This window comes from Chryseobacterium koreense CCUG 49689 (assembly GCF_001045435.1).
Lineage (GTDB): Bacteria > Bacteroidota > Bacteroidia > Flavobacteriales > Weeksellaceae > Kaistella > Kaistella koreensis.
Genome location: NZ_LFNG01000012.1, coordinates 127,296 through 149,501, shown reverse-complemented (window position 1 = coordinate 149,501; position 22,206 = coordinate 127,296). Strand labels below are relative to the sequence as shown.

The following is a 22,206-nucleotide window of genomic DNA, read 5'->3' as shown; positions in this document are numbered from 1 at the left end:
CCAAAATGATTAAAATACCTGGTCTGAATGACCCTTGAAAATAGATGTTATGCAAAAAATTACAATTCGGTGAAATTTTCGGGGAATAAGATTTTTATTTCCTTTGCTGTTTTCCTAGAATTCTCAAACGAACCTCTTTTCAAAACGGTGAATATGATACAGGGAAATTATTGTGATGCAGATAGTTGTGTTTTAAAAAGAGCGCCAGATTTTAAAATTCCGAAAATATTGTTGGTCATTAATAAAAAATACATATCTTTGTGTAATCGATTACAAATTAAATTTTATGAAGACGAATTACAGTTTTAGATATGCGGCAAATCCCAACGATGTAAAAAGTTACGATACCGAAAAACTCAGAAGTGAATTTCTCATCGAGACTCTGTTTACGCAAGATGAAGTGAATCTGGTTTATTCCATGTATGACCGTTTAATTGTAGGTGGTGCAATGCCCGTGAATGAAAAGGTTGCCCTGGAAACGATCCCTTATTTGAAATCCGAAAATTTTCTGGACCGACGAGAGATTGGAATTGTAAATGTGGGCGGAAAAGGAGAGGTTTCCGTGGATGGTGAAATCTTTGAGCTTGACAAAAAAGAAGCACTGTATGTAGGGAAAGGGGTTAAAGAAGTTATTTTCAGCAGTAAAGACGCTTCAAATCCTGCATTATTCTACTTGAATTCTGCTCCCGCTCATGAAGTTTTCCCCACTAAAAAAATCGGCAAAGAAAACGCGATCGTCATCGAACTTGGTGACCAAAATAATGCCAACAAGCGGATTCTCAATAAATTAATTGTTAACGAACTGGTGCAAACCAACCAGCTTCAAATGGGATTAACTGAACTTCTTCCCGGAAATATTTGGAACACCATGCCTGCTCACACGCATTCGCGAAGAATGGAAGCCTATTTCTATTTCGATTTGCAGGAAGGTCAAACGATTTCACATTTTATGGGAGAAACTCAACAAACCCGACATATTTTCATGCAAAATAATCAAGCCGTGCTTTCGCCGGAATGGTCGATTCACAGCGGTGCGGGAACATCCAACTATTCCTTCATTTGGGGAATGGCGGGAGAAAACCTCGATTACGGCGATATGGATATTTGCGCACCAAACGAACTGAAATAAGATGGAATTATTCTCGCTTAAAAATAAGACGGCGCTCATCACCGGAGGAACCCACGGATTGGGAATGGCTATGGCGGAAGGATTGGCTAAAGCAGGCGCAAAACTCGTCATTACCGGAACTACACCGCAGAAAATGGAAGATGCACTCGCTCACTACCATTCCAAGGGTTATGATGCGAAAGGTTATCTGTTCGATGTCACCAACGAAACCGATGCCGCAAAATATGTCGCGCAGATCACTGAAGAAACCGGCGGAATCCATATTTTGGTAAACAATGCCGGAATCATCAAAAGGGAATTGGCACTCACCATGCCGGTTGCCGATTTCAGAAAAGTGGTGGATGTGGATTTGGTGGGACCTTTCATTATGTCGCAACTCGTGGTGAAACAAATGATTGAAAGAGGTTCGGGAAAAATCATCAACATCTGTTCAATGATGAGCGAGCTTGGTAGAAATTCCGTTTCGGCTTATGCTGCGGCAAAAGGAGGGCTGAAAATGCTTACACAAAACCTCGCCACAGAATGGGCGAAATACAATATTCAAGTCAACGGAATCGGTCCCGGTTATTTTGCGACTTCACAAACCGAACCGATTCGTGTTGACGGAAATCCATTCAACGAATTTATCATCAGCAGAACACCTGCCGGAAGATGGGGAAATCCTGAAGATTTGGAAGGAACTGCGGTATTCCTTGCTTCCAAGGCAAGTGATTTTGTGAACGGACAAGTGGTTTATGTGGATGGCGGAATCCTGGCAACAATCGGGAAGCCTTCTAACGAAGATTAAGAAAAACTCAAAAATGGCAACAAATTTTATTCACGACAATTTTCTTTTAGAAAATAAATTTGCGGAAGAACTTTTTCACAACTATTCCAAAAATCAACCTATAATCGATTACCATAATCACCTTTCGCCGAAACTGATTGCAGATAATCATACTTTTGCGAACTTGACCGAAGTTTGGATTAAAGGCGATCACTACAAATGGCGCGCAATGCGTACTTTGGGAATCAATGAGTATTTCATTACCGGAAACGCTTCCGATAAAGATAAGTTCCTGCAATGGGGGAAAACGGTTCCTTATACCTTAAGAAATCCGCTTTATCATTGGACCCATTTGGAATTGGCAAGGTATTTCGACATCTACGAATTGCTTGATGAAAATTCCGCGGAAAAGATCTACGACGAAGCCACGGCAAAACTCAATTCACCCGAATACAGCACCCAAAACCTTTTGAGGAAAGTGAATGCCGAACTGGTATGCACCACTGAGGATCCAACCGATAACTTGGAACACCATAAAAAGTTGGCTTCAGGTGATTTTGAAATCAAAGTGAGTACCGCATGGAGACCGGATAAGGTGATCTTAATCGAGAACGAATCTTATAATGATTATCTTGATGCTTTGGCGCAGGTTTCAGAAATGGAAATCAATACCTACAGGGATTTGATGGAAGCTTTGAACAAAAGGCTCAACTTCTTTCACGAAAACGGATGCCGCCTTTCAGACCACGGTTTGGACCAGATTTATTTTGAGGATTTCACCGAAAACGAAATTGCCAATATCTTCCAAACCCGAAGAGCAGGAAAAGCCATTTCTACAGAAGATGCACTGAAGTTCCAAACCGCAATCCTGATTTTTCTTGCCGAAAAATACCACGAATTAGGATGGGTTCAGCAATTCCATTTAGGTGCGTTGAGAAACAACAATGCCAGAATGCACCGGATTTTGGGACCGGATACAGGATGGGATTCCATCGGGGATTTTTCGCAAGCAGAGAAACTTTCGAAATTTTTGAACCGCCTGGATTCCAACGATACACTCACCAAAACCATTATATATAACCTCAATCCTGCCGATAACGAAGTTTTTGCGACGATGATCGGAAACTTCAATGACGGAAGTGTAAAAGGTAAAGTGCAACTGGGTTCCGGATGGTGGTTCCTGGACCAAAAAGACGGAATGACGAAACAGTTGAATGCCCTTTCTAATATGGGATTGCTGAGCTGTTTCATCGGTATGCTGACCGATTCCAGAAGTTTCCTTTCCTTTCCCCGACATGAATATTTCAGAAGATTACTTTGTAATATCCTAGGTGACGAAATGCAGCGGGGCGAAATTCCTCAGGACCTAGAATTGGTGGGGAAAATGGTTTCGGATATTAGTTATCATAACGCAAAAGAATATTTCAACTTTTAATTAAAACTAAAAAATTATTATACATGAGCAGAGTAGTAACTTTCGGAGAAATTATGTTAAGACTTGCACCGCAGGGATTTTTAAGATTTTCTCAGGCTGATAATTTCGATGTCGTTTACGGAGGTGGCGAATCCAACGTGGCGGTTTCCTTGGCGAATTATGGGATTCCCGTGGATTTCGTGACCCGTTTGCCGAAAAACGATATCGGGCAATGTGCGATGATGGAGATGAGAAAGAGAGGAGTTGGTGTAGATAAAATTGTTTGGGGCGGCGATCGTTTGGGGATCTATTTCCTTGAAACCGGCGCGGTTTCCCGTGGAAGCAAAGTAGTTTATGACCGAGCACATTCCGCAATGGCAGAAATTCAGCCGGGAATGGTGGATTGGGACAAGGTTTTCGAAGGTGCGGAATGGTTCCATTGGACAGGAATTACTCCGGCAATTTCCCAAAGTTCTGCCGATGTTTGCCTGGAAGCCGTGAAAGCGGCAAGCGCAAAAGGATTGACGATTTCTACCGATCTGAACTATCGTGCAAAACTTTGGAAATATGGCGGTGACAGAGAGAAAATCATGACCGAACTCACTTCTTATTGTGACGTGATTTTGGGTAACGAAGAAGATGCGGAAATGCATTTCGGAATCAAACCTGAAGGTTTGGATGTCACCAAACACGGCCACGATGTGAAAGCTGAAGCATTCCTTTCGGTTTGCCAGCAAATGATGCAGAAATTCCCTAGAGCAAAGAAGGTCATCACCACTTTGAGGGGCTCCATTTCAGCTTCACACAACACTTGGGCAGGAGTTTTATATGACGGTACTAAAATGTTTGAAACCCGCCAATACCAAATCACCGATATTGTCGACAGAGTCGGCGGTGGTGACAGTTTTATGGGCGGCTTAATCTATGGACTTTTAACTTGGGGAAATGACGACCAAAAAGCGCTCGATTTCGCAGTGGCGGCATCTTGTCTGAAACATACGATTAAAGGCGATGCCAATTTGGTGACCGTGGATGAAGTGATGAAACTAATGGGAGGCGACGCTTCCGGAAGAGTTGCAAGATAATGATTATCGGTTCACTACAAAATGCAGGGAAATACTTCCCGCTGCATCCGCTGTTTTCCAAGGCTTTTCAGTTTCTTGAAGATCATGATTTGATGACTTTGCCCGATGGAACCATTGAAATTGAAGAAGGTTTGAAGGCGATCGTAAGTCAGAAAAACGGGAAATCCAAAGCGGAAAGTCTTCAGAAATTTGAGTGTCATGATGCCAATATCGACATTCAGGTTTGTGTAAAAGGGAACGAAACCATCGGTTGGAAGCCGCGTGAAAAATGCCTTTTGCCAAAAGGCGGCTATGATTCCGCGAAAGATGTCACTTTTTTCAGTGATGAACCTGATACCTATTTTGAATTGACTGATCATCAGTTCGTCATATTATTTCCCGAAGATGTGCATGCACCGATGATTGGTGAGGATGAGATTCGAAAAATAGTTTTTAAAGTTAAGATCTAATAATTCACAGAACTTGGAAGTTGGCGTTCACATTTTGATCACTTCTTCACAGTTTAAAATAAAATTTTAAAATGAGCAATATTCAAAAAGTTTCCGACGCAATTGTAGCACAGGGAATTTTACCGTTATATTTCAATCCCGATGAAAATGTGACCATCAGCGTTTTGAAGAGCATCTACAAAGCCGGAATCCGCGCCGTGGAATATACCAACCGTGGTGAAGCCGCTTTAAGGAACTTTAAAAAAATGGTGGAAACCCGGAATTCCGAAATGCCCGATTTGCTTTTGGGAATAGGAACCATCAAAAACCTTCAGCAGGCGAAAGATTTTGTGGAAGCAGGTGCAGATTTCTTTATCAGTCCCGGTTTCGTTCCGGAAGTGGCGGATTTCTTGATCAAACAGGATAAGTTTTATAGTCCGGGTTGTATGACTCCGACAGAAATCATCGCTGCGGAAAATGCGGGAGTGGCCTTTATTAAACTTTTCCCCGGAAACATGTTGGGTCCGTCGTTTTTAAGCGGGATTAAAGACATTTTCCCGGATTTGCTTTTCATGCCGACAGGAGGAGTCGATACGACTAAAGAAAATATCGAAGGCTGGTTTAAAGCCGGTGTTTCAGCTGTGGGAATGGGAAGCAAGCTCATCAGCAAAAAACTGATGGCTGAACAGAATTATGCCGAGATTGAATCTGAAACAAGAAAGGTCTTAGAGATCGTGCAAACCGTGAAAAACTCGTAATTTTTTAAAATCAAAACCCCAAACTTATGAATCAGGGAACAACATCAAAAATGACGAATTTCAGGTGGTCCATCTGTGTTTTGCTGTTTTTTGCCACAACTGTGAATTATCTCGACCGGCAAGTGCTTTCCTTAACCTGGAAAGATTACATGCAGCCCGAATTTCATTGGGATAATAACGATTACGGAAACATCACGGCGTTGTTCTCGATTTTTTATGCGGTCAGTATGCTTTTCGCTGGGAAATTCATCGACTGGATGGATACCAAAAAAGGTTTTCTCTGGGCGATTTTTATTTGGTCGATTGGCGCGGTTCTTCATGCATTCTGCGGAATTGCAACTTCGGGAATTCTTACCGGTAACTGGTTTGTAGGTTTTGAAACTGCGAAGGAACATATTGGGACTGTGCAAAATATTTCCAGGGTAATCAATGTGAGCGTCACACTATTCATTTTTGCAAGATTTGTTCTTGCCATCGGTGAAGCAGGGAACTTTCCTGGGGCGATTAAGGCCACTGCGGAATATTTTCCGAAAAAAGACCGTGCTTTAGCCACGAGTATTTTCAATGCGGGAGCAACTGTTGGTGCTTTAGCGGCACCGCTTTCTATTCCGTTTATCGCGAAAGCATTTGGATGGGAAATGGCGTTCATCATCATTGGTGCGCTTGGTTTCGTTTGGATGGGATTCTGGATTTTTTATTACAAAAAACCCGAAGTTCACCCAAAAGTGAATACAGAGGAACTCAATTATATCCAACAAGACCTGGAAGATGCACCGGAAAAACTCAATGAAGAAGGCGAAGATGTGGGGAAGAAATTCACTTTGGCGCAAAGTTTCAAATATAGGCAAACCTGGGCATTCGCATTCGGTAAATTCATGACTGATGGCGTTTGGTGGTTCTACCTTTTCTGGACACCTGCTTACTTAAGCTCCGTGTATGGAATGGACAGTACGCAAAGTGCACTTCCGCTTTTCGTTTTATATGTCATCACTTTACTTTCGATTATCGGAGGTTGGCTGCCGAAAGTTTTCGTGGAAAAATTCGGGATGAATCCTTATGCGGGCAGAATGCGTGCAATGCTGATTTTCGCGTTTTTCCCTTTGCTCGCACTTTTCGCGCAATCCGGAGGAAAAATTTCCTATTGGATTCCGGTCTTGATTATCGGTATTGCGGGAGCGGCGCATCAGGCGTGGTCTGCAAATATTTTTTCCACAGTGGGAGATATGTTCCCGAAAAAAGCCATTGCGACCATCACCGGAATCGGTGGAATGGCGGGCGGAATCGGTTCTTTTCTCATCAATAAAAGTTCCGGCAAACTCTTCGATTTCGCACATAAAAACTGGACCACGGTTGATGGTGTCCCTCTGCTGCAAAAGTTTCCACAATTCAATACGGAAAGAATTCCGGATAATTTCTTTAGTCAACTTAAAGAATCCGGTGCGGTAATCTCAGATGGAATCAACACCGGTTACATGATTATTTTCTCTGTTTGTGCGGTGGCGTATCTTATCGCTTGGTTTGTGATGAAGGCTTTGGTGCCGAAATATAAAGTGATCACCGATTAACTCTTGATCGTGAAGGATTAAAAATTTAGAATTAATAATTACACAAAATCATCATTGATTTTATAAATAGAAAAACCGAAATGGAAACAGTGACAAATACAAAACTTCAGTTAAACCGCAAAGATTTTGGAAGCGGAAAAACTTTGCCCATCAAGATTCTGCAATTCGGCGAGGGAAATTTCCTGAGGGCATTTGTGGATTATGCTTTCCACCAGCTGAATCAAAAATTGGATTATGATGCAGGAGTTGCCGCGGTGCAACCACTTCCGGGAGGAATGGTGGAAATGCTTGACGAACAGGATGCCATGTACACGGTTTTCTTGAACGGCGTGAAAAATGGAAAAAAAATCCAGGAAATCCATTTGGTGGATAATATCGTGAAAACCATTAATCCTTATAAAGACTTTCAGTCGCTTTTGGAAGTTGCGAAATTGGATTCATTGGAATTTATCATTTCAAACACTACTGAGGCAGGGATTGAGTTTGTAGATACAGACGTGCTTTCGGAAGATTGCCCAAAATCTTATCCTGCGAAAGTTGCTGCAGTTTTATACGAAAGATTCAAACATTTTAAAGGTGATAAAGACAAAGGTTTGACCATCATTCCTTGTGAACTCATCAATTACAATGCGGATACTTTAAAGGAAATCCTGCTGCAATATTGTGATCTGTGGAAGCTGGAACCTGAATTTGCAACCTGGATGAATGACGCGTGCACTTTCCACAATACTTTGGTGGACAGAATCGTTCCGGGATATCCAAGGGAAGAAGCGGAATCGTTCGGTCAGAGAATTGATTATCACGACAAATTCATGGTTGCTGCAGAACCGTTTTTCCTTTGGGTGATTGAAGGTGATGAAAAATTAAAGCAAAAATTACCTTTCGATAAAATTGGACTTGATGTGAAAATTGTTTCCGATATGCAGCCGTACCGAAACAGAAAAGTGAGGATTCTGAATGGAATTCATACCGCAATGGTACCATTTTCCATCATGTATGGAAATGAAACCGTGCAGGAAACGGTGGAAAACCCTTTCACCATGGACTTTGTTTCCAAGATTGCTTTTCAGGAGATTGTTCCCACCTTGGATATGGATAAAACCGAACTGTTGAACTTCACTGAAGAAGTTTTAGACCGATTCAGAAACCCATTCATTCGCCACCAATTGTCGGATATTGCACTGAATTCGGTTTCAAAATTCAAAGTCAGGGTTTTGCCCACGATTTTGGAATATTTTGAACAAAACGGAAAATTGCCATACCATTTGGTATTTGGATTTGCCTGTCTGATCCGTTTTTACGGCAAAGACTGGAACGGTAAAAAACTACCGGTTAAGGATTCTGTAGATGTGGTGGAAGCAATGAATAAAGCATGGTTGAATGCCGATTTAAACGAAACCGTAAAAGAAGTTTTGGCAAACGAGGAATTCTGGGGAGAAGACCTGAACAAAGTGGAAGGATTGCAGAATGCGATTACTGTTGCGATTCAGAATATTGATGAACTGGGAATTGAGAAAGGATACGAATCGTATGTTACGCATTTCGCATAAATTTTAGTCATCGTGTCATTGCTGTAAACCACGCGCAAAATATAATAAAAAATGGAAAATAAACTGATCAAAGTAAATCCAAGCGATAATGTGCTGGTTGCTTTAGCAGATATAAAATCTGGGGAAACTCATAAATTTAACGGAAACGATTTCGTTGCCATAACCGATGTGAACGCCAAACATAAAATGGCGGAACACGATTTCGCGGTAGGTGACCCGATTATGATGTACGGCGTTTTGGTGGGAAAGGCGAATCTGCCCATTAAAAAAGGCGAAGTTCTGACCACAGAAAATGTGAAACACCAAAGCGAAAAAGCCACGAAAAAAACGGGAGATCAAGGCTGGACTGCGCCCAATGTGGACCGCTGGAAAGACAAAACCTTCATGGGATATCACCGTGCAGATGGACAAGTAGGCGTGAAAAACGTATGGCTGTTCTTCCCGCTGGTTTTCTGCGAAAATAAAAACATTGAAAAACTCGAAGAAATTTTCAAGGAACTGATGCCTAAAGAGGAAGATCCACATGCCAAATATCTTCGTTCTTTGATGGGCGCGTCCGCAGATGAAGAACCGGTAAAAAATAAAGACGAGAATTATCTGGACAACATTGAACTGAAATTTCTACGTCACGAAGGAGGATGTGGAGGAATTAGACAGGATTCCGATTTACTGGCAAAGCTTTTTGCGGGATATGTCAACAATCCGAATGTGGCAGGAGCTACAGTTTTAAGCTTAGGTTGCCAAAACCTTCAGTTGGATATCTTCAAAAAGGCACTGAATGAAATGAATCCAAATCTGGGCAAAGAGGTGCTTACCTTCGAGCAACAACAAATTGGAACTACCGAAACCATGTTTCAGCGCGTGATTAAGGAATCTTTTGAGGCCATTAAAAGAGCCAATAAAATCGAAAGAAAACCTGCGCCGGTTTCAAAACTCACGGTCGGTTTGGAATGTGGTGGTTCAGACGGATTTTCGGGGATTTCTGCAAATCCGGCATTGGGAGTAGTTTCCGATATTTTCGCAGCTTTGGGTGGAAAAACCATTTTGGCGGAATTTCCTGAACTGTGTGGAGTAGAGCAGGAATTGATGAACCGTTGTGTGGATGCTGAAAAAGCCGACAAATTCATCGGTTTGATGCAGGATTTCGAGAAATCCGTAGTTGCGGCTGGTTCTGGTTTCGACATGAATCCAAGTCCGGGAAATATCAAAGACGGATTGATTACCGATGCCATGAAATCTGCTGGTGCTGCTAAAAAAGGCGGGACTTCACCTGTAGTAGATGTGCTGGATTACGGCGAATATGTAAAAGAACCAGGATTGAATTTGCTGAACACACCTGGAAATGATGCGGAATGTACCACAGGTTTGGTGGGTTCCGGAGCATCCGTGGTTTTGTTTACCACAGGTTTGGGAAATCCGATGGGAAACCCAATTGCTCCGGTGGTGAAAATTTCTTCCAATACAGGCGTTTCCGAGAGAATGTCGGATATCATCGACGTGAATGCGGGAACCGTAATTACCGGCGAGAAAACCATTCAGGAAGTTGGTGAGGAAATCGTGGATTACATCATCGATTTGGCAAGCGGAAATGTGAAAACCAAAGCCGATGAACTGAAACAGGATGTTTTCATCCCTTGGAAAAGGGGAGGAGTTTCATTGTAGTATTGCCAATTGCGAATTACGAATTCGAAATATATAGAATCCGTTCAACATTTTGGACGGATTTTTTGTTGGTTTAATTTGTAAAGTGTAACTTTACACTTTCATCAATCTAAAAATGATTGAAAAGTTCAAACATAAAGGGCTGAAATTATATTGGACGAAAGGGGATTCCAGCAAAATTCCCTCCGAAATGTTGGTGAAAGTGAGATTGATTTTGGATTTGTTGGATAATGTGGAAGCCGTTCCCCAAGATTTTGAACCTTTCAAGAATTTGAGAATTCACCCTTTGAAGGGTGACCTAAAAGGATTTTGGTCTTTAGATGTCACTGGAAATTATCGGATAGTTTTCAAGTTCGAAGATAAAAATGCTTATGAGATTGATTTGATAGATACTCATTAAAAATTAAAGAATTAAAAAATGTCAACTCCAAAACGAGCCATCAAAGTAAATACACACCCCGGAGAAATTCTTTCAGAATTTATATTAAAGCATAATAATCTAAGTGTTCAGAAGGCATCTGAATTGCTTGGGGTTTCCCGTCCCAATTTGTCTAATATTGTGAATGGAAAAAGCGCGATTAGTCCGAAAATGGCTATCAGAATATCTAAGGTTTTTGGTGGTAAACCAAATATTTGGGTGAGGCTGCAAACAGCTTATGATTTACGAAAAGCCGAAGAAGAATTTGAAAATGAAAATATTCGTCTGGAAAAATACGAGACGGCATAATGAAGTCAACAGATCCGCCGAATAATAGTTGGGCAGATTTTTTGTTTACTTAATTTCAAGTTTTTGCAATGCATTGCCAAGTTGGTATCGCCTTTGCAGATATAATGCGGATGGATTAATAGTCATAAGCGAAAAATGCTGTTCTGAATCCGAAAATGATAAAAAGAGTTGGCATTTTTTTTCGAAGTAATGAAATAAAATTATGACTGAAAGTTGATAAAAAAATCCGCTTTGAAATTTCAAAAGCGGAATAGTAATGCTATCTCGTGGATTTCCTCAAAATCAATTTCGGTTCCAGAACCACCTTTTTCTGGATGTTCTTGTTTTCGGGATTGGTTTCCTGATTCAGGTAAACTCTGGCGGCAGTTCTTCCCATTTCCAGAGGAAACTGGTCAACTGTGGTGATAGACAGTTCCAGGAAATCTGTGAAAGGTTCGTTGGCAAAACCAATGACGGAGACTTCTTCCGGAACTTTAATGTTTCTTGCCTGCAATTCCTGGATCGCGCCTAATGCCACAAAGTCGGAAGCTGAGAAAATAGCGTCCGGTTTTTCCGGTAAATTAAATAAGATATCTACGGCTCTTTTCCCTTCTTCAATGCTCGAGTTGGTTTTCAGCACATATTCTTTTCTATATTCGATGTGGTGATCTTCCAAAGCCTGTTGATATCCACGGTGTCGCTCTCTGAAGATTTCCAGTTCGATAGGTCCCGAAACAATGTGTGCAATTTTTCTGCAACCCGTATCAATTAAATGTTTTGTGGCCATGTAACCCCCGGTGAAATCGTCGATGGTTACGGAACTTACATTATCCATTATTTTTCGTCGGTCAAAGAAGATAAGTGGGATTTTCGCATCCAAAACTTTCTGCAATGCCTTTGAGCTTTTACTAGAAGACGAGATGAAAATCGCATCCACGTGGGAATCGATCAGGGTTTCAATGTTTTTTGCTTCCATTGCCTCATCATTGTGACTTTGGGTGATGATGATGTTGAACCCTTTTGCATTCAGTTCTTCCTCCAATCCGCGGATGACCGAACCGAAGAAATTGGTATTGATTCTGGGAACGATGACACCGATATAGTTACTTCGGCCGCTTTTCAGAGCCAAAGCAAGTTTATTCTGCTTGTAGTTCATCTCATGGGCGGCTTCCAAAACCATCTTTCTGGTTTTTTCGCTGATGTTTTGGTTTCCGTTCAATGCTCGGGAAACGGTTGCTGCAGTGATGTTGAGTTTCTTCGCGATGTCGTAAATGGTAACTTTACCGTTCATAAAAATTTAGTTTTTTTTTCTTTGCAGCGTCAAAATGTAACAGAATGTAATTTTTTTTGCGTTGCAAATCCCTTTATTGAAGCACTATGAGATAAATCACTTTGTAAATTTAGACATATTTTCAATTCCTTATGCAAAGTAACAAAATATTTATATATATTTGTAATCGATTGCATTAAATATTTATGAATACACGTAATTTCTTTTCGGGGAGTAGATCGGGCAAGATGTTAAAAATCGCTTTCTCCTTTGCAGCATTGGTTTTGCTGATGAATTGCAGTTCTAAAACATCCACAGATGCTGCGGCAAATTTACAGGAATCTTTCCCTATGGAAAGAATGCTGAAAATAGAAAAATCGATTGCAGAACCCAAATTCCGTAGCGCGACTTACAATATTGTAGATTTCGGAGCGGTACCCGACGGGAAAACGATGGCGACTTTAAGCATTAAGAAAGCAATCGAGAAATGTGCAAAAGACGGAGGCGGAAAAGTGGTGGTCCCAAACGGAAAGTTCTTGACCGGCCCGATTCATTTGGATAATAATGTGAACCTTCATTTAGAAGAAGGTGCGGAATTGTTGTTCAGTACCAATCCTGACGATTATTATCCTTTGGTTCACACCTCATTTGAAGGGCTTCAGCTGATGAATTATTCCCCATTGATTTATGCCAAAGGGAAAAAAAATATTGCGGTTACAGGAAAAGGAACCTTGAACGGACAAGCGAGTACAGAAAACTGGTGGACCTGGAAAGGCAGTGCAAATTATGGCTTCGTGAAAGGTATGCCGAGTCAGTTAGATGATAATAATCTTCCGGCCTTAATGGAAATGGCGGACAAAAATGTTCCTGTGGAGCAAAGAGTTTTCGGAAACGGAAAATATCTTCGGCCAAACTTCATCGAACCGTTTGAGTGTGAGAATGTTTTGATTCAAGGCGTGAAAATCGTGAATGCACCTTTTTGGATTCTTCATCCCATGTTGAGTAAAAACGTCATCGTGGACGGAGTAAATATCCAAAGCCATGGTCCAAACAATGACGGCTGTGACCCGGAATATTCGCAAAATGTCCTCATCAAAAATTCTGTTTTCAATACCGGAGACGATTGTATCGCAATTAAGGCGGGCCGTGATGAAGAGGGAAGAAGAGTGGGGATTATGACAGAAAACATCATCGTCAGAGATTGCAAAATGATCGACGGACACGGCGGAGTAGTCATCGGAAGCGAAATGTCTGCAGGCGTGAAAAACGTTTTTGTTTACAATAATTTTATGGATTCCCCTGAACTGGACAGAGCAATCCGCCTAAAAACCAATAAAGTGAGAGGTGGAATGGTGGACGGACTTTATGTGAAAAACATTACTGTGGGCCAAGTGAAAGAAGCGGTTTTGCACATTACGATGGACTATAAAGACTATTCGCAAAGGGTTGGAAATGCAATCCCGCAGATCAGAAATATTTTGTTGGAGAACATCACCGTGAAAAATGGTGGAAAATATGCGATTTTCGCGGAAGGTTTGGAAGAATCAAAAATTCAGAATATCATTTTCAAAAATGTCACCATTGATCAGGTGAAGAGTAATTTCAAAGTGAAAAATGTAGAGCATTTGAAATTGATCAACACCATCATTAACGGCGTAAATACAGAATATCATCAGAACTAAAAAATATAAAACTATATGAAGAATAATACATTAAGAGTAACCTGCATTGCAGCGCTGTTTTTCATGGGAGTGGATGTTGTTGCACAAAAAAAAGATTCCGCACTTAAAGAAAGACAGATTGAAGAGGTCGTTGTAATCGGTTACGGAACCGCTAGAAAAAGTGACTTGACGGGCGCAGTGGCCACGGTGAGCGGAAACTCGCTCAAACAGATTCCCGTTTCCAACGTGGCGGAAGCACTGACTGGAAAAATTGCAGGTGTTCAGATTACCACCACGGAAGGATCTCCTGACGCTGAAATTTCACTGAAAGTTCGTGGTGGTGGATCAATTACTCAAGACAGTTCCCCGTTGATTATTGTGGATGGTTTCCCGGTGAGCGGCATGAGTGAAGTCTCCCCTTCCGATATCGAAAATATCACCGTACTAAAAGACGCATCTTCCACTGCCATTTATGGTTCCAGAGGTGCTTATGGTGTAGTTTTGATTACGACGAAAGGTGCGAAAGGTGGTAAAATTTCCGGGAATTTGAACTCATTTGTAGGATATAAATTCTTGGCAAAAAAGATAGATGTCTTAAGTCCGTACGATTATGCTAAATGGCAATATGAAGACGCCTTACTCTTGGGAAATGTAAATTCTTATAACCAATATTTCCTTCCATGGAACCAAATTGACCAGTATAAATCTTATACACCAATGGATTGGCAAGATAGAATCTATGGAAACACAGGGATTGTAAACAGTAACGATTTTGCGGTACGTGGCGGAAATGACAAGACCAGCTTCAGCTTGAACCTCGCTCGTTATAAGGATGACGGAATTATGATTGGTTCCGGATTCAAAAGAGACAATATCACCTTTAACCTAAAAAATAAACCGAAAAATAATCTGGACCTGTCATTTACCTTCAGGTATTCGAATACCGATATCAAGGGAAGTGGTGCTAATGAGCAGAAGGAATTCTCCAATACAGACGGAAGACTTCGGCACAGTGTAGGATATTCGCCTATCGATATTCCTGCGTTGACAACTGATGATACTGATGAAGCAGTGGCAGGATATCTGACCAATCCATACATCGCAGTTGCCGATAACGACAGATCACAAAACAGAAAGACGTTTACCATTCAGGGAGGATTCGGATGGACGATTATTAAGAACTTGAAATTCCAGTCGAATATTGGAATGGATTTCTACAATTATCACGATAATCGTTTTTATGGCCGATCTACCTATTATGTGAAAAACAAGCCGCTTCAGGCATACCAAGGTTTGGCAGCATTGATCATGACCAATACCGAAAACCAAAGTTTCAGGATTGCCAACACTTTGAATTATGATTTCAAAGAACTTTTGGGTGATGATCATTCATTAAAGTTAATGGGTGGTATGGAATACAATAATTTTTCATCAACCGTACTTACCAATACCATTCATGGTTTTCCGAAATCATTCACTTTTGAGGATGCTGTGAATCTGACTTCCCAGGGAAAATGGTTTTCTGTGGATAACCAGAATTTGCAGGACGACCGGTTGTTGTCATTCTTCACACGATTGAATTATGACTTCATGAACAGGTACTTATTGACTGCAACTTTCAGGGGAGATGGTTCTAGCAAATTCAATCCGGAAAATAGATGGGGCTTTTTCCCTTCCGTTGCTGCGGCTTGGAAAATGAGCGAAGAAAGTTTCCTTAGAGATGTTTCCTGGATTCGTCTCTTGAAACTGAGGGCCAGTTACGGACAGGCAGGAAACAACAACATCCCCACCGGACAAACCATCCAAATGTACAGTCCGTTCACCACAACTTGGGTGAATAATGTGAGCAATTACTGGGCTCCAGGAAATTACATGTTCAATCCAGATTTGAAATGGGAGACCACGGTTTCGCAAAACGCTGGATTGGATTATGAATTCTTCAACGGAAGATTGACCGGGGCAATTGACTTATATAAAAACAATACGAAAGATTTATTAATCGCTTTCCCTACTCCGGGAACGGGTTATGATGCTCAGTTCAGAAATTTGGGTGAAACCCAGAATAAAGGTTTGGAAGTTTCTCTAAATTTTGATGCCATCAAAAAGAAAGACTATTCCCTGAGTTTGGGCTTCAATATTTCATTTAATAAAAATGAGATCCTATCATTGGGCGGACTTGATCACCACCTTTGGACTTCAAATTGGTCATCGGCAGTGGGATATGATTATATTACCAATATCGGAATGCCTCTTGGTCTAATGTATGGTTATCAAAATGCGGGAAGATATGAGGTCTCCGATTTCGATTTGGTAAATGGTGTTTATAAACTAAAAGCAGGAATCGCAGATGCTTCGGCAATTGTGGGTGCTGTGAGACCTGGTTCCATGAAACTGGTGGACATCAATGGCGATGGTAAAGTGGATGCGAATGACCGTGGAGTGATTGGAGACGCCAATCCTAAACATACCGGAGGATTTACCTTAAATGCCACCGTGAAAAACTTCGATTTGACCGCGGTGTTCAACTGGAGTTATGGAAACCAGGTCTATAATGCCAACAAAATTGAATTCAGTACCGCTCCGCAATCTTCACCTTCAGGACAGTACAGAAACTTAGATACGTTCATGGCAGACGGAATCCGATGGACCAATATGGATGCCGGAGGAAATTTAGTAACTGATCCGGGCGAATTGGCCGCGCTGAATGCCAACACTTCTATGTGGTCGCCTTACATGCCGAGATATGTTTTCAGTGACTGGGCGGTAGAAGATGGTTCTTTCCTAAGGTTGAACACCGTTTCTTTAGGTTATTCATTACCTGCGGATTTCGTGAAAACCATTGGGTTGACCAAACTTAGACTTTATGTTTCCGGATATAATGTGTGGATTTGGACCAAATATTCAGGAATGGATCCGGAAGTTTCCACCAGAAGACAGACTCCTTTGACACCTGCAGTGGACTATTCAGGGTTCCCGAAAAGCAGACAGGTAGTGTTTGGAGCAAATCTGAGCTTTTAATTGAACGATAGTAATAATTTGACCACCAGAAAATTTTAAAATACAATGAAATTATCAATAAAACTTTCACTCCTGCTTCTTCCGCTTGCGGTAATTTCCTGCAAGCAGATCGGCGAAGAAATATTAAATACCACCGCACCTTCGGCAACATCGGAAGCGGTAATCTTTTCCAATCCAGATTTGGCAAAAGGCGCAGTGGACGGAATTAAAGTTCCGATGATGGAAACCAACTCTTACAGAGGAAGATGGATCGCTTTTTACGGAATGAATACCGACTCAGAATGGTACAATTCCTCTGAATCTACCTCCAATGATAATGCGGATCTTTGCGTCTATGACGCCAAACCAAACAATTCGCAAATGAATACCGCCAATAATGTTTGGGCAATGATGTATCAAGGTATTGAAAGAGCCAATCTCTGTATCCGCGGTTTGCGGACTTATGGAAATCCGACGCCGGGTTCAGATTTAGGATACCTTTTAGGCGAAGCACTTACTTTGAGGGCTATTTACTACTCGGATTTGGTGAAAGGATGGGGAGATGTTCCGGCGAGATTTGAGCCTATTGCGACCGAAACCACCTATTTGCCGAAATCTAGCAGGGATGTGATCTACAAACAAATTTTGGCTGATTTGGCAGAAGCATCCACTTTGGTTCCTTGGCCGAATTCTTCCACCGCCACAGCAACTACGGAAAGAATAAACAAGGCTTTTGTAAAAGGATTAAGGGCAAGAGTAGCTTTGGCGGCAGCTGGATATTCGCAATATCCCGATGGAATAAGAAGAAGTTCAGATCCGGAATTGACCGTTGCAAAACTTTATCCAATCGCTTTGCAGGAATGTAGGGATGTGATCAACAGTGGTTCTGCGAAGTTGGAAACCAGTTTTGAAACTTTATGGAGAAACTATAATAAAGAAAATATCACCGCCGGAAATGAATCGCTTTGGGAAATTCCTTTCGATGCAGGAAGAGGTAGAGTACTTTTCACTTTTGCGGTGAACCATTCCATGAATGACCAGTACCAGCAAATGGGAAGCAACAGAGGTGGACAAGCCGGTCCGTTGCCAAACGTTTGGTATGATTTCGATGAGAAAGATCAGAGAAGAAATGTGACCTGCGTCCCTTACAAATGGGGGAATGCAGTTGCAGGGAAAGCAAAACAGGAAATTACGACGGCTTCATTTAACAGATGGTATTTCGGGAAATACAGATTCGAATGGATGAACAGAATCGTAACTTCGCAAAATGATGATGGGGTAAACAAAATCTATATGCGATATGCGGAAATTTTGTTAATGGCAGCAGAAGCAGCCAATGAAGTTGAAGGACCAGCTTCTGCAGCACCATATCTGAAACAACTTCGAAACAGAGCGTTTGCAGCAGCAGACCGACCTGTAAAAGTTGAAAATTATGTGAACGCGTTGACCTCAAAACAAGCAATGTTCAACGCTATCGTTGATGAGCATAAATACGAATTCACAGGAGAGATGGAAAGAAAACTGGCATTGATTCGTTGGAATCTATTAGGTTCTAATTTAGCCGATGCTAAAGCAAGAATGACCGAGCTGAAAAACCGTACCGACCGATATGCAGATGTTCCTTCAGTAGTGTATTACAAGTATGCTGCAGATGGAGAAACGATTCAGATTTACGGCTTGAACAGAGGCGAAACCACGAATCCTGGAACAGGTTGGACTGCAGTAGATTGGACTTCACTTTCTGATTCCAAAATTGCGGCACTCTACAGAAAAGATCCGAACACCAGACAATTCTGGCCGATTTGGCAAGTATTCCTTGATGCAAGTAACGGTACCTTGAAAAATGATTATGGTTACTAGTTCAAAAATATAGTTAGTTTCTTAATAAACCTGCTGATTGATTTCTTTTCAGAAAATCGAAAAGCAGGTTTTTTCATTACCAGCAAATCTATTTTTTTCATGAAAAAACTTTCCTTTTTATTTGTTTTAATGTTTCCGGTGTATGCCGTTTTCGGACAGTTGACCGACGTTTGGGATTTCGGCGCAACACAGCTGGATGTTTCCCAATACAATAATAAATTGCAGGTTTCCACCATCAACGGGTGGTATCCCGGAACAATAACCCCGGGAAGTTCCAGCACCGCAAACGTTTTTCCATCTGCGTTCACCGCGTCGGAACTTTCTTGGGTGGGTGGAACCAATGACCGTTTGAGAACCACAAATACCGCACTGACCAGATATGACGAAAATATTGCCAGTGTTACCACGCATAGCGGCCGTCTTTACTGCAATGGAATTCCAACGGTAAATGGAAGCGGACAACCCAATTCAAGATATTTCAAATTGAGCCTTAATGAAGATGATGAGGTGAAAGTCATTGCAAGAGGGGATACTGCAGGAAATTTGGTTTTTAGCCTTTCCACAAATCCCTCCCTTCAATCAGATAGTTTTGCAACTACTGCAACTTCCGGCGCAGTAACGGAAGCAACTTTCGTTGCCAAATCTTCGGGAACTTATTTTATTTATGACAACCTTGCCAAAGCGAGTTTTTATAGAATTTACAGAAAACCCGCAACCTACACCACCGTTTCGGGGACCATTGATGTTTCGCAGGCGGCTGGAATTCCGGCAGGATACTCTTTGCTAATTCACAACGCGGCTGGAAAAACCTGGAATGTGCCAGTGACTTCCAACAGTTACAGTGTGAGTCTTCCGGTTGGATATGCCTATACTTACAGTTTGGTCAATGCCGGCGGATATCTCATCACTTCTGGGGAAACTTTGGATACCACCGGTGCCGGTTCTACTTTGTCCCACAATCTTTCGGTATCTAATGTGACTTTAGCGGCGGTTACCGGAAACATTTCCGGTTTGGGAACCCATATTACCAGTCTTGGATTGACTTTCACTCCAGATCCGGAAAGCGGAAGCATTTACCTCCCGACTCCTGCGATTAATACAAGCAATTCAACGTATTCTGTTCAATTGGAACCGAATGTTCAATATACCATTTCCGCGAGTGGTGTTAATGATTATCAGATTTCAAATAATACGGTTACCGTAACGGGACCATCCACTGTGAATGTAGATTTTGTCTTAAAACCAAAATATCCGATAACCATCGCCACAAACCTTAATGCCACACAACTTGCAGCATTAAATCTGACTTTCAGCAATATCAATGAAGCAGGTTATCAGTATTCTTTTAATGATCTGGCGATGATCAGTTTGAGAGACGGAACTTACAAGGTTTCAGCAAATGGACTGGATCAGTTTCCACTCGAACTGGCCCTTACTTCTTATTTAAAAGTGAATGGAGCAGGGGTGTCTAAATCATTGACCTTTAATCCGGTTACGACTTGGGCTTTTGATGATAAAGTCATCAACTCTAGCACAACTGCATTTTACAAGGGATTGCAACTCAACGGACAAATTTCGACACAGCTTCCGCAAAATCATTTGCTTGCAAAGCCGGGAGCAACGGTTTTGGTTCCTATCGATCCAAACCAAAAAATAATCGTAAGTTATTATTATTCAGCGAATTTTAATATCGATGGTGGAGCCACCTATTCCACTTCATCAGGTTCAACTTCTATGATTGAAACTGCGGAATATGCATATCCCGGAACTTCTTCCGGAAATGTGACCATTACTTTTGGCGGAGCTGCGGGTTACACTTCTTACATCAAACAAATTAAAGTCGTTAACAATATTGCCTATTCTCCAACAATAACAGTGGGAACAGATAAACAGTTTCAAACGATCAATGCGGCTTTGACAGCGGTTTCCAATATGGCAAGAGGCGCGAATGACCGCGTAACGATCATGGTTGATCCGGGAAATTATGAGGAAATGCTGGTCGTTACTCAACCAAATGTCACTTTGAAAAACGCTGCTGCAATTCCAGATACCAATATTTTGAATAAAGGAGTGGATATTTCTCCAAATGCAGTTCGGGTAACTTCATATTACGGCCATGGTTACAACTATTATTCTATGGGAACTAACCAGAAATGGAATCAAGACGTGTTGAATGTCAATAAAGACAATGGCAACTATTTCTATACCAATACCGGAGCGGGAACCACGAACGGATCTTATTGGAATGCAACCGTTGTTGTGAGTGCGGCCGGATTTGAAGCAGAAGACATCATTTTCGAGAATTCATTTAATCAATATATTTCGCTTAAAGAGTCACAAGATGTGGTAGTTCCATGGACATCAGGAAGTCCGGGAGCAAGACCAACCACTTTAGGAAATCTAAATGTGCAGAATAAGTCTTTGGTGGAAAGAGCAGCAGCAATTGCTTACACCGCAAGTGGCGATCGTTCATTCTTAAAAAATTGCAAGGTTATAGGAAGACAGGATTCTTTCTACGGTGCACAAGGAGCGAGAGTTGCTTATTACAAGGGAGAAGTTTTAGGCGCGGTGGACTTTATTTTTGGTGGAATGACTGCGGTTTTCTATCAAACCAAATTGACCATGAATACGAGCGATTCCTCAAGTGACGCTTCGTATATTGTTGCACCACAACAGACTTCGGGAAGAGGGTTTTTAATGTATAATTGCACCATTACTTCAAGCACGCCGGGAATCGATACCAATTCCACTTACCGTTCAAAACCCGGATATTTCGGAAGACCTTGGTCGGCAAATACAAGTGAGGCCGTTTTCTATAATACCACGATTGAAACCTCCAATTTCCCAGGTGCTGTCGGTTTGTCATTAATCCAACCTTTGGGATGGCTCAATACTTTGGGCGGCACTTCACCTGGAATGTATGAATATGGAACCACAGAGCTTTCTGGCGTGAACAATTCCGGAAACCGCGCAGCTTGGACAACATATTTGACAAGTCCCATACTGAATGACGGAACATCAATCAATACCTTAAACTTTACCAAAGGAAATGATGATTGGGATCCCTTTTCCACAATCGTTTTAGGAACCGGAAGTGTGAAAAATGATAATGGTATAAAAATTTTTACGTCAAAAAATGAAGTGTTCATCAAAGACCTGAAAGAACATACATGGATTAAAGTTTATGGAATGAGCGGAATTTTGACAAAATCATTTTACACTTTTCAAGAGAAAAGTTTTTCCCTTCCAACCGGAATTTGGATGGTGACCGCGGAGAATGGGAAGGGCCTAAAATCAGTTAAAATCAGAACAAACTAAAAATAATTAAAGGGAATCTCAATAGAGATTCAAAAGA

16 protein-coding genes are annotated in these 22,206 nt (G+C 41.5%); 15 read left to right on the top strand and 1 reads right to left on the bottom strand.

Annotated elements, in window-relative coordinates; genetic code table 11:
• Window positions 1-286 precede the first annotated feature (286 nt).
• The 11 genes from kduI to ACM44_RS09755 all read left to right on the top strand — a co-directional run bounded on the left by kduI (window position 287) and on the right by ACM44_RS09755 (window position 11,084).
• Window positions 287-1,129 carry a 5-dehydro-4-deoxy-D-glucuronate isomerase gene (gene kduI, locus ACM44_RS09805; RefSeq protein WP_048499860.1) on the top strand — a complete coding sequence of 281 codons (843 nt, stop codon included), beginning with the start codon at window positions 287-289 and terminating at the stop codon, window positions 1,127-1,129.
• A 1-nt stretch (window position 1,130) separates the two neighbouring features.
• Window positions 1,131-1,916 carry a gluconate 5-dehydrogenase gene (locus tag ACM44_RS09800; RefSeq protein WP_048499859.1) on the top strand — a complete coding sequence of 262 codons (786 nt, stop codon included), beginning with the start codon at window positions 1,131-1,133 and terminating at the stop codon, window positions 1,914-1,916.
• Between the two features lie 13 nt (window positions 1,917-1,929).
• A complete protein-coding gene (gene uxaC / locus ACM44_RS09795) occupies window positions 1,930-3,330 on the top strand; it encodes a glucuronate isomerase (protein WP_048499945.1) in 1,401 nt (466 codons plus the stop codon).
• Window positions 3,331-3,353: 23 nt separating this feature from the next.
• A complete protein-coding gene (locus ACM44_RS09790; protein ID WP_048499858.1) occupies window positions 3,354-4,394 on the top strand; it encodes a sugar kinase in 1,041 nt (346 codons plus the stop codon).
• Window positions 4,394-4,843: a YhcH/YjgK/YiaL family protein gene (locus tag ACM44_RS09785; protein WP_048499857.1), complete on the top strand. Its 450-nt coding sequence runs from the start codon at window positions 4,394-4,396 to the stop codon at window positions 4,841-4,843. The genes ACM44_RS09790 and ACM44_RS09785 overlap by 1 nt, the downstream gene beginning before the upstream one ends.
• A 71-nt stretch (window positions 4,844-4,914) precedes the next feature.
• Window positions 4,915-5,580, top strand: a complete 666-nt coding sequence (locus ACM44_RS09780; RefSeq protein ID WP_048499856.1) for a bifunctional 4-hydroxy-2-oxoglutarate aldolase/2-dehydro-3-deoxy-phosphogluconate aldolase — start codon at window positions 4,915-4,917, stop codon at window positions 5,578-5,580.
• 26 nt (window positions 5,581-5,606) lie between these two features.
• Complete coding sequence (locus tag ACM44_RS09775) at window positions 5,607-7,145, top strand: MFS transporter (protein ID WP_048499855.1); 1,539 nt, start codon at window positions 5,607-5,609, stop codon at window positions 7,143-7,145.
• An 80-nt stretch (window positions 7,146-7,225) separates the two neighbouring features.
• Entirely contained in the window at window positions 7,226-8,695 is a 1,470-nt protein-coding gene (locus tag ACM44_RS09770; RefSeq protein WP_048499854.1) for a tagaturonate reductase, read from the top strand.
• 51 nt (window positions 8,696-8,746) lie between these two features.
• Window positions 8,747-10,357 (top strand): UxaA family hydrolase, encoded by a 1,611-nt coding sequence (locus ACM44_RS09765; protein ID WP_048499853.1) that lies wholly within the window; start codon window positions 8,747-8,749, stop codon window positions 10,355-10,357.
• 115 nt (window positions 10,358-10,472) lie between these two features.
• A complete protein-coding gene (locus ACM44_RS09760; protein ID WP_048499852.1) occupies window positions 10,473-10,757 on the top strand; it encodes a type II toxin-antitoxin system RelE/ParE family toxin in 285 nt (94 codons plus the stop codon).
• Window positions 10,758-10,775: 18 nt separating this feature from the next.
• Window positions 10,776-11,084, top strand: a complete 309-nt coding sequence (locus ACM44_RS09755) for a HigA family addiction module antitoxin (RefSeq protein WP_048499851.1) — start codon at window positions 10,776-10,778, stop codon at window positions 11,082-11,084.
• Window positions 11,085-11,343: 259 nt separating this feature from the next.
• Here the strand turns inward: ACM44_RS09755 and ACM44_RS09750 are convergent, their stop codons facing one another.
• On the bottom strand, window positions 11,344-12,354 hold the full coding sequence (locus ACM44_RS09750) for a LacI family DNA-binding transcriptional regulator (protein ID WP_048499850.1): 1,011 nt from the start codon (window positions 12,352-12,354) through the stop codon (window positions 11,344-11,346).
• A 227-nt stretch (window positions 12,355-12,581) separates the two neighbouring features.
• Between ACM44_RS09750 and ACM44_RS09745 the strand changes: the two genes are divergently transcribed.
• The 4 genes from ACM44_RS09745 to ACM44_RS09730 all read left to right on the top strand — a co-directional run bounded on the left by ACM44_RS09745 (window position 12,582) and on the right by ACM44_RS09730 (window position 22,169).
• Window positions 12,582-14,015, top strand: coding sequence for a glycoside hydrolase family 28 protein (locus tag ACM44_RS09745; protein WP_152669338.1), 1,434 nt, complete (start codon window positions 12,582-12,584; stop codon window positions 14,013-14,015).
• Window positions 14,016-14,030: 15 nt separating this feature from the next.
• Complete coding sequence (locus ACM44_RS09740) at window positions 14,031-17,012, top strand: SusC/RagA family TonB-linked outer membrane protein (RefSeq protein ID WP_083993701.1); 2,982 nt, start codon at window positions 14,031-14,033, stop codon at window positions 17,010-17,012.
• Window positions 17,013-17,057: 45 nt separating this feature from the next.
• The gene (locus tag ACM44_RS09735) at window positions 17,058-18,851 is read left to right on the top strand and encodes a RagB/SusD family nutrient uptake outer membrane protein (RefSeq protein WP_048499848.1); all 1,794 of its coding nucleotides are present in this window, start codon (window positions 17,058-17,060) and stop codon (window positions 18,849-18,851) included.
• Window positions 18,852-18,950: 99 nt separating this feature from the next.
• Complete coding sequence (locus tag ACM44_RS09730) at window positions 18,951-22,169, top strand: pectinesterase family protein (RefSeq protein ID WP_053215455.1); 3,219 nt, start codon at window positions 18,951-18,953, stop codon at window positions 22,167-22,169.
• Window positions 22,170-22,206 lie beyond the last annotated feature (37 nt).

Bases quoted from the DNA above. Each gene is read 5' to 3' on its own strand.
- ACM44_RS09740 (WP_083993701.1), top strand. From the start codon at position 14,031: ATGAAGAATAATACATTAAGAGTAACCTGCATTGCAGCGCTGTTTTTC.
- ACM44_RS09760 (WP_048499852.1), top strand. From the start codon at position 10,473: ATGATTGAAAAGTTCAAACATAAAGGGCTGAAATTATATTGGACGAAA.
- ACM44_RS09735 (WP_048499848.1), top strand. From the start codon at position 17,058: ATGAAATTATCAATAAAACTTTCACTCCTGCTTCTTCCGCTTGCGGTA.
- ACM44_RS09800 (WP_048499859.1), top strand. From the start codon at position 1,131: ATGGAATTATTCTCGCTTAAAAATAAGACGGCGCTCATCACCGGAGGA.
- ACM44_RS09780 (WP_048499856.1), top strand. From the start codon at position 4,915: ATGAGCAATATTCAAAAAGTTTCCGACGCAATTGTAGCACAGGGAATT.
- ACM44_RS09745 (WP_152669338.1), top strand. From the start codon at position 12,582: ATGTTAAAAATCGCTTTCTCCTTTGCAGCATTGGTTTTGCTGATGAAT.
- ACM44_RS09750 (WP_048499850.1), bottom strand. From the start codon at position 12,354: ATGAACGGTAAAGTTACCATTTACGACATCGCGAAGAAACTCAACATC.
- uxaC (WP_048499945.1), top strand. From the start codon at position 1,930: ATGGCAACAAATTTTATTCACGACAATTTTCTTTTAGAAAATAAATTT.
- ACM44_RS09755 (WP_048499851.1), top strand. From the start codon at position 10,776: ATGTCAACTCCAAAACGAGCCATCAAAGTAAATACACACCCCGGAGAA.
- ACM44_RS09775 (WP_048499855.1), top strand. From the start codon at position 5,607: ATGAATCAGGGAACAACATCAAAAATGACGAATTTCAGGTGGTCCATC.
- ACM44_RS09770 (WP_048499854.1), top strand. From the start codon at position 7,226: ATGGAAACAGTGACAAATACAAAACTTCAGTTAAACCGCAAAGATTTT.
- kduI (WP_048499860.1), top strand. From the start codon at position 287: ATGAAGACGAATTACAGTTTTAGATATGCGGCAAATCCCAACGATGTA.
- ACM44_RS09765 (WP_048499853.1), top strand. From the start codon at position 8,747: ATGGAAAATAAACTGATCAAAGTAAATCCAAGCGATAATGTGCTGGTT.
- ACM44_RS09785 (WP_048499857.1), top strand. From the start codon at position 4,394: ATGATTATCGGTTCACTACAAAATGCAGGGAAATACTTCCCGCTGCAT.
- ACM44_RS09730 (WP_053215455.1), top strand. From the start codon at position 18,951: ATGAAAAAACTTTCCTTTTTATTTGTTTTAATGTTTCCGGTGTATGCC.
- ACM44_RS09790 (WP_048499858.1), top strand. From the start codon at position 3,354: ATGAGCAGAGTAGTAACTTTCGGAGAAATTATGTTAAGACTTGCACCG.